This window comes from Bradyrhizobium sp. CCBAU 11357 (assembly GCF_028128865.1).
Classification (GTDB): Bacteria; Pseudomonadota; Alphaproteobacteria; order Rhizobiales; family Xanthobacteraceae; genus Bradyrhizobium.
The window spans coordinates 97,398-109,453 of record NZ_LBJW01000096.1; the positions used below are offsets into that span (position 1 = coordinate 97,398).

Genomic DNA, 12,056 nt, shown 5'->3' on the forward strand with positions numbered 1-12,056 from the left:
TAATACCCCTATGTGGTCGAAACCTTCATTGCCTCCAGAACTGCGGCTGAATCCGCGACCCAGCCGAAGATGCCGCCCTGGGCCTTGATCATCTTCAGGCCCATCTCGTGAAACTCGGGAAAGTAGGACGCGCAGCCGTCAGCGATGACGACGCAGCGATAGCCGCGGTCATTGGCCTCGCGCACCGTGGTGTTGACACACACTTCGGTGGTGACGCCGCACACGAGCAAATTCTCGATGCCGTATTTCTCCAGGACCTCGCGGAGCTCGGTCGCGTAGAACGCTCCCTTGCCGGGCTTGTCGATCACGATTTCGCTGTCGAGCGGATAGAGCTCGGGAATGATGTCGTGGCCGGCCTCGCCGCGAATGAGGATGCGCCCCATCGGACCGGGATCGCCGATGCGAAGGCTCGGCGCGCCGCGCTCGACCTTCGCCGGCGGCGCGTCGGAGAGATCGGGCAGATGCCCTTCGCGCGTGTGAATGACGAGCATGCCGGTATCGCGCGCCGCCGTCAGCACCGCGCCGATCGGCTTCACCGCGCGCGCGAGCTGGCTGACGTCGTTGCCCAGCGTCTCGCCGAAGCCGCCGGGCTCCATGAAATCGCGCTGCATGTCGATGATGAGAAGCGCGGTGGCGGGCCAGTCGAGTGTGATCGGCTCGGGCTCGGCGCTGACGACGCCCTTTGTCGGCTTGGCTGAGTTCAACATGACGGCCCCGCGAGAACTCTCTTGGCCGGGAGTTCTGCAAGCGCCGTGCCATTGTGTACAATTGCGGTCCGGAGCACCGCGCGAGGAAATTTTCTGCGCTATCAAAATGTTATCGGAAGAGCCCGCGCCTGCTCATTCACTGTGCGACGGCTTTGCGACGTGCATTTGCTTAAAGGATAAGCGGGCCACGACTCTCGTTCCGCCGTCATTCCGGGGCGACGCGTCAGCGTCGAGCCCGGAATCCATCGGGCCGCGGTACGCGAGGTAAAATGGATTCCGGGTTCGCGCTACGCGCGCCCCGGAATGATGAGCAGAGGCTACCGCCCTGCCCCATACAGCCGCCGATACTCCTCCTCATACGGCGCATAAGAGTCCTTCAGCGTTGCCGCGTTGAGCAGCATGGTTGCGACCATCGTGCCCGCCTTGTCGAACACGCGCGTCTTGACCCAGGCGCTTTCGGTGCGGCGGCTGGCGGACAGTGCGACCACTTCGCGCTCGACCTCGTACTCCTCGCCCACGAAGAGCGGACCCTTCAGCAGGCGGATCTCCTGGTCGGCGAACAGGCCGACGGCCGGGCCCTTGGCCGGCAGCGGATCGTCCTTGGAGCGGTACTGGAATAGCACGCTCAGCATCTCCATCGGGATGATGGGCTTGCCCCACGGGTTGTCCGCGCCCGAATAGTACGGCGAGCTCTCGGTGATGACGGCGAGCTTCTGCCTCAGCGAGAACGGATAGAGGTCGCCCATGGTCTGGTCGAACGCCATGCGCACCGACTGCCGCTTGCCGGTCACACCGACTTGCACGTCGCGAAGGATCACCGGGTCGCCGAGCGGCTTAAGCTCGCGCAGACGCAGACCAAGAGCCGTTGGGCTGTCGACGATGGAAGCCGTGCCGCGCAGCACCTCGGTGCCGTCCCGCTTGACCATTTGAATTTGACACTCCGGTTGCTCACCCGAAGAAGCCATCAGGATCGCCTGCACCTCTTCACCCTCGTAGCAGACGCTGCGATAGTGGGCAGAAAGGCAACCTCTTTCGAACCAGACCTGCCCCCATTGCCGCTCGCAAAGCGGAGCGAACTGGCTGAAATGCGTCGGGCCCTCGATGGTCCCGCCCTTGAAGCCCAGCTTCTGCGCGGTGGCGTCGTCATGAATCGAGGCATGCGCGTCATAGGTTTGCGCCTGCAGCATCTGTCGCGGCCGGCGCCACGGCCCGACCAAGGCGCCTCCGGTCTGAGTGATCTCGGTATCGAACGCCGTCATGTTTTCCTCCGCTTGCAAGCCATGACTAGCAGGAGCGCCACGGATGCGGCCAGCGATATTGACTTCGCGGGCCCATCCTTTTGACTGTCACAATTCGCGTCGCGCAGCCGCACTCCCTCCCGCAGCGCAAACCCCATGCCGAGCCAAGAGACGAGGACTCCCGAAATGACGCTGTTGCAGGTCGAGCTGGACGACAAATACCGGCTCGAATCGAAGCGGATCTTCCTGTCCGGCACGCAGGCCCTGGTTCGCCTGCCCATGTTGCAGCGCGAACGCGACCGGCTTCAGGGCCTCAACACCGGCGGCTTCATCTCGGGCTATCGCGGTTCCCCGCTCGGCATGTACGACCACGCGCTGTGGCGCGCGAAATCACATCTCCAGCAGCACGACATCGCCTTCGTGCCCGGCCTCAACGAGGACCTCGCCGCCACCGCCGTCTGGGGCAGCCAGCAGGTCGGCCTGTTTCCCGGCGCCAAGGTCGATGGCGTGTTCGGCATCTGGTACGGCAAGGGCCCGGGGGTGGACCGCTCGGTGGATGCGCTCAAGCATGCCAATGCCGCCGGCACCTCGCGCAATGGCGGCGTGCTCGCGCTCGCCGGCGACGACCATGGCTGCCAGTCCTCGACGCTGGCGCATCAGAGCGAGCAGGTGTTCGCGGCGGCGCTGATCCCCGTCATCAATCCGGCGACACTGCAGGACTATCTCGACCTCGGCCTCTACGGCTTTGCGCTGTCGCGCTTCTCCGGCTGCTGGGTCGGCTTCAAGGCGATCAGCGAGACCGTCGAGAGCTCGGCCTCGATCGACAGCGACCCGGAGCGCATCAAGATCGTGATCCCCGACGATTTCGAGATGCCGCCCGGCGGCCTCAACATCCGCTGGCCCGATCCGCCGCTGGAGGCGGAGAAGCGCCTATTCGGGCCGAAGATGGCCGCCGTGCAGGCTTTTGCCCGCGCCAACCAGCTCGACCGCATCGTGCTGGATTCCAAGGCCGCGCGGCTTGGCATCGTCGCGACCGGTAAGGCCTATCTCGATCTGCGCCAGGCGCTCGCCGATCTGGGCATCACCGACAAGGACGCGCAGGACCTGGGCTTGCGCATCTACAAGGTCGCGCTGACCTGGCCGCTGGAGGAAAGCGGCGCGAAGCGCTTCGCCGAGGGCCTGCAGGACGTGCTGGTGGTCGAGGAGAAGCGCGGCTTCATCGAAGACCAGCTGATGCGCATCCTCTACAACGTCGATGCGTCCCGCCGTCCGACCGTCACCGGCAAGCGCGACGAGCGCGGCGCGCCGCTGCTGCCGAGCGAGGGCGAGCTGACGCCGACCATCGTCGCTGGCGCGCTGGTGGCGCGCTTGCGCAAGCTCGGCCATCACAGCCCGGTGCTGGAGCAGCGCTTGGCCCGGCTCGAGGCCTTCGACAATCCGGTCGCGACGAGCACGCCGATCAAGCTTGCGCGCACGCCGTTCTTCTGCTCGGGCTGCCCGCACAACACCTCGACGCGCGTGCCCGAGGGCAGCCGCGCCATGGCCGGCATCGGCTGCCACGGCATGGCCCTGAGCATGCCGACCCGCCGCACGGATTTGATCTCGCATATGGGCGCCGAGGGCGTGAACTGGATCGGCCAATCGCCCTTCACTACCGAGAATCACATCTTCCAGAATCTCGGCGACGGCACCTATACGCATTCCGGCCTGCTGGCGCTGCGCGCCGCCTCCGCCGCCGGCATCAACATTACGTATAAGATCCTCTACAACGACGCCGTCGCCATGACCGGCGGCCAGCCGGCCGAAGGCGCCTTCAACGTCGCGCAGATCGCGCATCAGGTCTGGGCCGAGGGCGTCAAGCGGCTCGCGATCGTCTCCGACGATCCGAGCAAATATCCGCAAGGCAACTTCCCGCAAGGCGCGACCATCCATCACCGTCGCGAGCTCGACGCCGTGCAGCGCGAGCTGCGCGACATCAAGGGCCTTACGGTCATCATCTACGACCAGACCTGCGCCGCCGAGAAGCGCCGCCGCCGCAAGCGCGGGCTTTATCCCGATCCCGCCAAGCGCGCCTTCATCAACGAGCTGGTCTGCGAGGGTTGCGGCGACTGCTCGCAGGCTTCCAACTGCGTCTCAGTGCAGCCGCTGGAAACCGAATTCGGCCGCAAGCGCCAGATCGACCAGTCGAACTGTAACAAGGATTTTTCCTGCGTCGAGGGCTTTTGCCCGAGCTTTGTCACCGTGCATGGCGGCAGCCTGAAGTGCATGAAGACCTCGGCGGTGGATTCAGGGCAGCTGTTCGCCGACCTGCCCCTGCCGCCCGCGCGTGAGCTGGACGGACCCTACAACATCCTCGTCACCGGGATCGGCGGCACCGGCGTCATCACCATCGGCGCGCTGCTCGGCATGGCCGCCCATGTCGACGGCCGCGGCTGCTCGGCGCTCGACTTCACCGGCCTGTCGCAGAAGAACGGCGCGGTGATGAGCCATGTGCGCATCGCACGGAGGCCGGAAGACATCTCCGCGGTCCGCATCACCACGGGCGGTGCCGACGTCATCCTCGGCTGCGACATGATCGTCTCGGCCGGCCCTACTGCGCTGAGCCGCGCCGAGCGCGGCGTGACCAAGGCCTATATCAACGCCGATCTGCAGCCGACCGCGAGCTTCGTGCAAAACCCCGATCTCGACTTCGAGATGGGCGCGATGCAGACCGTGCTGCGCGACGCTATCGGCAACAACAACCTCGACATTATCGACGCCACAGGCATTGCCGCGGCGCTGATGGGCGATTCCATCGCGACCAATCCCTTCATGCTCGGCTTCGCGTTCCAGAAAGGCGCGATCCCGCTGTCGCTGGAGGCCCTGCTCCGCGCCATCGAGATCAACGGCGCCGCGATCGAGATGAACAAACTCGCCTTCACCTGGGGCCGGCTCGCCGCCCATGACATGTCGCGCGTGCGTAGCGTGCTCGAGTTCAAGGCTAGAGCGTCCGCGCCGACCAAATCGCTCGACGACATCATCGCGACGCGCGCGGAGTTCCTGACCTCCTATCAGGACCAAGCCTACGCCGACCGCTACCTTGCAGCCCTCGCCAAGGTGCGCAAGGCGGAGAGCGCGGTTTCGCCCGCGTCAACCGAGCTCACCGAAGCGGTTGCCAAGAACCTGTTCAAGCTGATGTCCTACAAGGACGAATACGAGGTCGCGCGGCTCTACACCGACGGCAGCTTCGCCAAGAAAGTGTCGGAGAAGTTCGACGGCGATTTCACGTTGAAGTATCATTTGGCACCGCCGATCTTCGCCAAGCGCGACAAGGTGACCGGACATCTGCAGAAGCAGGAGTTCGGCGGCTGGATGATCCACGCCTTCCGCGTGCTGGCAAAACTCAAATTCCTGCGCGGCGGCGCGTTCGACCCGTTCGGCCGCACTGAGGAGAGACGGACGGAGCGGAAGCTGATCGAGGACTATTTTGCCATGATCGATCGGCGGATCGCCGGACTGAGGGCGGAGCAGATCCCGCTGCTGGCGCGGCTCGCGCGCGTGCCGGAGACCATCCGCGGCTTCGGGCATGTCAAGGAGGCCAATATCAAGCTGGCGGCGGCCGAGACGGCGCGGCTCGAGGCGGAGCTGGAGAACAGCCGCTTTGCAGCGGCGGCGGAGTAGCGGTTAGGCACGAACCTCTCTCACCGTCATTGCGAGGAGCCCTTGCGACGAAGCAATCCAGAGTCTTTCCACGGAGACAGCCTGGATTGCTTCGCTGCGCTCGCAATGACGGAGGTGGCAGATACGGCGGAGACAACAATCAGACAGATGCCTTCGCGGCGCTTGGCAGATTTGTCGTCCTCTCCGCCAGATGCCGCCCCGCGATGTACCCGAACGTCAGCGGCGGGCCCAGCATGATGCCCGGCGCCGGACAATGGCCGTTCATGATCGAGGCCATGTCGTTGCCGCAGGCGTAGAGGCCGGCGATCGGGGTGCCGTCCTCGCGCAGCACGCGCGCCTGCGCGTCGACCTTCATGCCGATCGCGGTGCCGAGATCCGCCGGATAGATGCGCAGCGCGAAGAACGGCGGGCGGACGATCGGCGCGACGCAGGGGTTGGGCTTGTGGGCGGCATCGCCGAGATGGCGCTGGGAGATGGTGCTGCCACGGCCGAATTCGGGATCGCGGCCCTCCTTTGCACCGGCGTTATAGGCCGCAATCGTGGCCGACAGCGAGGAGGGCTTGATGCCGATCTTGGTCGCCAGCTGGGCCACGTCAGGGGCCTCGATCAGCTCACCGCTTGCGACATAGCGCCGGACGTTGCGCGTAAATGGCTTGATGCGGCCGAGGCCGTAGTTCCGAAGGAATGCGCGATCGCAGATGAGGTAAAACGGCCGCTCCGGCACGCCATTGCCATCGCGCAGCATGGCAAGCACGAACGCATGGGAGGATTGCGCCTCGTTGATGAAGCGCCGGCCCGCGGCGTTGACGGCGATCACACCGGGCTTGGCAAGCTCGGTCTCCATATGGGGGAACACGCCGCGGCTGCCGTCGGCGCGGCGGAATAGCGAGGCCGGGACCCAATAGGCTGCGCTCGTCGCATCCATGTTGAGCGCAGCACCGGCCGTGGTCGCAAGCCGAATCCCGTCGCCGGTACTCGATGGGCTGGCCGCAGAGACCAAACCTGCACCTGATGGGAACAAGCGTTTGCGTAAGCTCGCATCGTGCGAGAAGCCCCCGGTCGCCAGCACCACGCCGCGGCGCGCTGCGATCAGGCGATTCCGGGCGCCATGGCGGATTACCACGCCGGCGACGCGATTGCCCTGCATCGACAAGTCCTCGACATCCGCGCTGAAGAGAATCTCGACCTGGCGCGACAGCAGCGAGGCATACAGCCGCGCGGCGAGCGCATTGCCGAGATGCAAGCTCGTGCCGCGCGGATGACGCAGCCGTTGCAGAGCGTATCGAGCGACCAGCCCCGCCGCGCGGAAGGTCGGGCGCAGCGATTTGCCGATCCGACGCAGATGCTGAAGATCGAGCCGATCGACCATCATCTCGCCGAACAGCGTGAGTTCCGGCAGCGGCGCCCGCAATCGCGCGAAGGCCTTGCCCAGGAGCGTGCCTTCGAACGCGACCGGCTCCAGAACGCGGCCGCCCGCCGTCGCGCCCAGCCGTTCCGGATAATGATCCGGGCAAGCTTTCACCGCTTCGAGCCGCACCTCGGTGTTGGCTTCGAGCCAGGCGATCGCCTCCGGCCCGCGCGCGAGGAAGGCGGCGCGCAGGCCGGCATTGGCCGGCTCCGGCACCGTGCTCGACAGATATTGTACCGCGTCGGCGACGCTGTCGGAGAGCCCTGCCTGCTTCATCTTGGCATTGGCGGGGATCCAGACTAGGCCGTCGGACCATGCCATGGTGCCGCCAACGAAAGCGGTCTTCTCGATCACCAGCACGCGCAGGCCTTCGGCAGCGGCCACGGCCGCCGCCGTCATGCCGCCAGCGCCGGCACCGACGACAATGACGTCGTAGGTCTCATGCGCCGGCATCATGCGGCAGGTGTCGGAAAGCGAGGCATGACACCGTCATACCTCGTCCCGGCGGTCGAGGGCTAGCGTTGCGGCTTGCGCTCTACGGGATCGATATCGATCGTCCGCAGGCGGCCGAGGCGCAGCACGTCCATGGCGAGCCGGCGACCGATCCGGTCGCGATCGAGCACGCGGATGAGGTCGTCGACCCCGTTGATCTCGACGCCGTCGAGCCTGATCACGACGTCGCCGGGCAACAAGCCTGCCTTGGCTGCCGGGCCGTCCGGCTCGATTTGCATCAGAAGCGCGCCCATCTTGTTCTCGACGCCGGCCAGCACCGCGTGCCGCCGCGGGACCGGTGCGGTCTGCCCGGCGACACCGATATAGGCGCGACGGACATAGCCGTGGCGGATGATCTCCGACAGCACGAATTGCGCGGTGTTGCTGGCAACCGCGAAGCAGATGCCCTGCGCGCCGTTGATGATCGCCGTGTTGATGCCGATCACCTCGGCATGCGAGGAGACCAGCGGCCCACCGGAATTGCCGGGATTGAGCGCGGCATCGGTCTGGATCACGTCCTCGATGGTGCGCCCGCTCACCGAGCGGATCGAGCGCCCGAGCGCCGAGACGACGCCGGCCGTCACGGTGGATTCGAAGCCGAGCGGATTGCCGATCGCGATCACGAGCTGGCCGCGCCGCAACGTCTTGGAGTTGCCGAGAGCGGCATAGGGCAGATGGCGCACGCCATCGGCGCGCAGCAGCGCAAGGTCGGTGTCGGGATCGACGCCGAGCACCTGGGCGTCGCCGACATGGCCCTCGACGTCGCGCAGCCGGATCTCCTTCGACGTGCCGACGACATGGCTGTTGGTGAGCACGAGCCCGTCTGGCGAGATCACGATGCCGGAGCCGAGGCCGCCGCGCTCGCGTCTATCAGGCACTTTCGGCCCGGTCTCGACCCGCACGACCGCAGGGCCGACCCGGTCGGTGACGTCGATCACGGCATTGGAATAGGCGTCCAGCAGCGCTCGGTCATCGACCGGGGCGGTCGCCGTCTTTCGCGATGACGGCACGTCATCGGCGATATCCGAGGTGAAATCCAACATGGCAAGAGTCCTTGAGGCTCACACAAATGGTGGCCTGTTCCCGCCGGCGCAAGTGGCCCGGCCGGAGCGCAGGGCCGGACTGCCCAGATGGCTAGGGCGCCCGCCGCAGCGCGCCGCCCCTCGCCTTGACCGGATCGAGCAGCGACCAGTCTCCGTCCGGAAGCACATGGCCCTTGGGGAATGGCGCGCGCAGCTCGAGCCCCAGCGAGCCCAGCACGCGGTCATCGCGGTAGTAGCATTGCAGCACGACACGGACGAGGGTTGCGGCGGCAACGCCGCCGGAGGTGCGGAACTGCTGAGCAACGCCGTCGCGCGCGTCGGGCGCGAGGTCGGCGAGCGGCATTCCCGCAAGCCGCGCCAGGTGATCCAGCGCCGCCACGACCTGTCTGGTGTCGCGGCCGAGCGTTGCCAGGATGTCGGCCTGGATCGCTGGATCATCGGCGCCCGGCACCTTGTACTCGTCGCTGGCAGGAATGATCATCGCGGCGATGGTGCGGAGGTCTTCGCGCTGTCGCGGCGTGAGGGCGAGTTGATCAGACATGACGTGCTCTTTCAAAGCTCGTGCGGCGATGACAGTGCGCTCCCTCCCCCGCTTGCGGGGGAGGGTTGGGGAGAGGGTGTCTCCGCGGAGGGATTCCCCGAGAGGAGGGTGCCCTCACCCGGCGCTCCGCGCCGACCTCTCCCGCAAGCGGGAGAGGTGCACCGAGGTCGCCGCTTGCTTGGATCCGCATCATGGTCAATCAAACAAATTGGCGAGGCGCTGCTTCATCTGGTCGGCGATGTAGAGCGCGAGGGCCTGGATGGTGGAGGTCGGGTTCACGCCCCCCGAGGTGACGAAGATGCTGCCGTCGACGATGAAGAGGTTCTTCACGTCGTGCGTGCGGCCCCATTCGTTGACGACGGAGCGCGCGGGGTCGGTGCCCATGCGCGCGGTGCCGAGCAGGTGCCAGCCGCCCCAGGGGATCGGCGAGTTGACGCAGATGTCGGTCGCGCCGGCCGTCTCGAGAAACTCGCGGCCGCGCGCCAGTGCATGCTCCATCATCTTCCGGCTGTTCTCGCTGATCTTGTAGTCGATCTTCGGCGCTGGGATACCGTGGCTATCCTTCAGCACCGGATCGAGCGTGACGCGATTGTGCTCCTCCGGCAAATCCTCGCAGATCGCGGAGAAACCAAGCCGGTGGCCGTTGAGCTTGCGGAAGACGCGGTGATGATCCTCGCCCCACGGCAGAATGCCTTTCTGCTCGCTGACGACGGCCTCGAACACCGGCCCGGCCCCGCGCACGAACTGGACGCCGTAACCGCGCACGAAGCCGCGCGACAGGTCCGTGTCGTACCATTGCTTGCTCCACAGGCAGGTCGGAGGCGCGCGGTTGGAGTCGGTCGGCTCCTTCACATAGCCGTAGATCTGCGCATAGGGGTGAAACATCAGGTTCTTGCCGACGAGACCGGACGAATTGGCAAGCCCGTTCGGAAAGCGGCTGGACGCCGAGTTCAGCAGCAGCCGCGGCGTGCCGACGCCGTTGCAGGCGATGATGACGACATGCGCAGGCTGAAACTGCTCGACGCCGTCCTTGTCATAATAGACCACGCCCGAGGCCATGCCGTTCTCGTCGGTGGTGATCTCGCGCACCCGGCAATGGGTGCGTAGCTCGACGCCGGCGCGGATCGCATGCGGCCAATAGGTGATGTCGGTCGAGGATTTTGCGCCTTGCGCGCAAGCCGGCGTGCAATGGCCGAGATTGATGCAGCGCGCCCGCCCTTCATAGTCCATCGTCGCGACCGTGGTGTCCGACGGCCACCAATGCCAGCCGAGCTTGTTCATGGCCTTGGCGATGATGGCCCCGGACAAGCCCATCGGCTGCTGCGGCATGGGCGGATGCGTCAGCGGCGAAAGCGGATCGCCTGATAGCCCCGACGTGCCCATCATGCGGTCGTTCTCCTCGAAGAACGGGGTCAGCACGTCGTAGTCGATCGGCCAGTCGTCGGCGACGCCGTCCAGCGTCTTCACCTTGAAATCGGAGGGATGCAGCCGCGGCCAGTGCGCGGTGTACATCACGGTCGAGCCGCCGACCGCGTTGTAGTTCACCACCTTGATCGGAGAGTTGTCGTCGTTGATCGGATAGTCCTCGGGCCGGCCACGGACATTCGGACTCGACGACCATTCGCCGTAGAACTTGGCCTCCCAGTCGCGGCCCGTGCTGGGATATTCCGCCGGGTTCATCCAGCCGCCCTGCTCCAGGCAGAGGATGTGCATCTTGGTCTCGGCCAGCGACCACGCCACCGCCGCGCCCGAAGCGCCGGCGCCGATGATCAGGACGTCCACGGGGTCTTTCATCGCAACCTTGTCCTCCCCCCTCGCCGCTTACCGGGCGATTCGGCCTTTCGCGCGTCGCGAGGGCCGGCGAACGATAGGGTCAGAGCGACGGCGGAGTAAAGCTGCGGGGCGGGAATGTCGCACTTCGCACGGCGCAGACCATTGGTCTCGCCACATCCGGATGCTAGGAACAGGGCGCACGAGCCATCGATAGCGAGACCGTATGTCCTTCCAGAAATTCTTTGCCGCCCCCCGCGCTTTTGCGCTCGTTTCGTTTCTCGCCTTGTCCGGATTTCTGGCCTCGTCCGGACCGGTTTCCGCGCTGACCGGCGCCGCGACGGTCCGTGACGGCAACTCCATCCAGGTCGGCGACGTCACCTACCGGCTCGACGGCGTCGACGCGCCGGAGCTGGACCAGGTCTGCATCGACGATCACGCCGATACCTGGACCTGCGGCATCGAGGCCCGCGATCAGCTGGCCAAGCTGATCAACAAGCGGACGGTGCGCTGCGACGATGTCGGACCCGAGAAGAGTTTTGGCAAGCGCCACCGCGCCATCTGCACGGCCGAGGGCGACAAGGCCAGCTTGAACGAGCAGCTGATCAAGCTCGGCTTTGCCCTCGCACGCGAGCCGATCAAGGCCAACGTCAAGCCGGCGGCCAACGAGGCCAAGACGGCGGCGACCGGGATCTGGAAGGGCTGCTTTGTTGCGCCGCAAGATTTCCGCAGCGGCAAGAAGGACGGCGCACTGCTGGGCGCCGCCTGCCGGCCCGACCGCGACAAGGAGATCCGCGCCGTGCTGTTTCCGGAGGAGCTGACCATGCCACCCAGCTGCAGCATCAAGGGCAAGCTCGCGGTGCGCGCCCGCGTCACCGGCAATATCGGCATCTATCATCTGCGTGGCTGCCCGAGCTACCCGGCGACCACCAAGCCGGACCGCTGGTTCTGCTCCGAGGACGACGCCCAGGCCGCCGGCTTTCGGAAGGCCTACAATTGCCGTCGGCCGAAGTGAACATTTCCTTCACGCACGCGTGAGTGGTAGTCCGAGACCGTATTGATCCGGAATTGAGCTTCGTCGGGAGTTGCTGCACCTATAAGAGTGCGCACGCGCTTTGCGCGAGCGCTTCCTTGGCAGACGATCCTCATCGGATTGTCTTTGCTCGGGCGTTTCCTCCCTAGACTTGGGCCGCTTGT

General features: G+C 65.9%; 8 protein-coding genes. 2 read left to right on the plus strand and 6 right to left on the minus strand.

Features of this window, described 5'->3' with window-relative positions; all coding sequences use genetic code 11:
- Positions 1-8: 8 nt before the first annotated feature.
- Positions 9-707, minus strand: coding sequence for a cysteine hydrolase family protein (locus XI05_RS15230; protein WP_271502890.1), 699 nt, complete (start codon positions 705-707; stop codon positions 9-11).
- A gap of 317 nt (positions 708-1,024) precedes the next feature.
- Positions 1,025-1,966: a hypothetical protein gene (locus tag XI05_RS15235; RefSeq protein WP_271502893.1), complete on the minus strand. Its 942-nt coding sequence runs from the start codon at positions 1,964-1,966 to the stop codon at positions 1,025-1,027.
- A 165-nt stretch (positions 1,967-2,131) separates the two neighbouring features.
- Here XI05_RS15235 and XI05_RS15240 point away from each other — a divergent pair, with 165 nt between their 5' ends.
- Positions 2,132-5,605, plus strand: a complete 3,474-nt coding sequence (locus XI05_RS15240) for an indolepyruvate ferredoxin oxidoreductase family protein (RefSeq protein ID WP_271502895.1) — start codon at positions 2,132-2,134, stop codon at positions 5,603-5,605.
- A 139-nt stretch (positions 5,606-5,744) separates the two neighbouring features.
- On the opposite strand, the gene XI05_RS15245 is transcribed toward XI05_RS15240, so the two are convergent.
- From XI05_RS15245 to XI05_RS15260, 4 genes are all read right to left on the minus strand, one after another.
- On the minus strand, positions 5,745-7,469 hold the full coding sequence (locus XI05_RS15245; protein WP_271502897.1) for an FAD-dependent oxidoreductase: 1,725 nt from the start codon (positions 7,467-7,469) through the stop codon (positions 5,745-5,747).
- Positions 7,470-7,528: 59 nt separating this feature from the next.
- The gene (locus XI05_RS15250; RefSeq protein ID WP_271502900.1) at positions 7,529-8,548 is read right to left on the minus strand and encodes a S1C family serine protease; all 1,020 of its coding nucleotides are present in this window, start codon (positions 8,546-8,548) and stop codon (positions 7,529-7,531) included.
- A 91-nt stretch (positions 8,549-8,639) separates the two neighbouring features.
- Complete coding sequence (locus tag XI05_RS15255; RefSeq protein ID WP_271502903.1) at positions 8,640-9,089, minus strand: hypothetical protein; 450 nt, start codon at positions 9,087-9,089, stop codon at positions 8,640-8,642.
- Between the two features lie 195 nt (positions 9,090-9,284).
- Positions 9,285-10,883 (minus strand): GMC family oxidoreductase, encoded by a 1,599-nt coding sequence (locus tag XI05_RS15260; RefSeq protein ID WP_271502906.1) that lies wholly within the window; start codon positions 10,881-10,883, stop codon positions 9,285-9,287.
- A gap of 202 nt (positions 10,884-11,085) precedes the next feature.
- Between XI05_RS15260 and XI05_RS15265 the strand changes: the two genes are divergently transcribed.
- Positions 11,086-11,874 carry a thermonuclease family protein gene (locus tag XI05_RS15265; protein ID WP_271502909.1) on the plus strand — a complete coding sequence of 263 codons (789 nt, stop codon included), beginning with the start codon at positions 11,086-11,088 and terminating at the stop codon, positions 11,872-11,874.
- Positions 11,875-12,056 lie beyond the last annotated feature (182 nt).

Excerpts from the sequence above, each read along its gene's own strand:
- XI05_RS15245 (WP_271502897.1), bottom strand. The coding sequence starts at position 7,469 with ATGATGCCGGCGCATGAGACCTACGACGTCATTGTCGTCGGTGCCGGC.
- XI05_RS15250 (WP_271502900.1), bottom strand. The coding sequence starts at position 8,548 with ATGTTGGATTTCACCTCGGATATCGCCGATGACGTGCCGTCATCGCGA.
- XI05_RS15255 (WP_271502903.1), bottom strand. The coding sequence starts at position 9,089 with ATGTCTGATCAACTCGCCCTCACGCCGCGACAGCGCGAAGACCTCCGC.
- XI05_RS15230 (WP_271502890.1), bottom strand. The coding sequence starts at position 707 with ATGTTGAACTCAGCCAAGCCGACAAAGGGCGTCGTCAGCGCCGAGCCC.
- XI05_RS15265 (WP_271502909.1), top strand. The coding sequence starts at position 11,086 with ATGTCCTTCCAGAAATTCTTTGCCGCCCCCCGCGCTTTTGCGCTCGTT.
- XI05_RS15235 (WP_271502893.1), bottom strand. The coding sequence starts at position 1,966 with ATGACGGCGTTCGATACCGAGATCACTCAGACCGGAGGCGCCTTGGTC.
- XI05_RS15260 (WP_271502906.1), bottom strand. The coding sequence starts at position 10,883 with ATGAAAGACCCCGTGGACGTCCTGATCATCGGCGCCGGCGCTTCGGGC.
- XI05_RS15240 (WP_271502895.1), top strand. The coding sequence starts at position 2,132 with ATGACGCTGTTGCAGGTCGAGCTGGACGACAAATACCGGCTCGAATCG.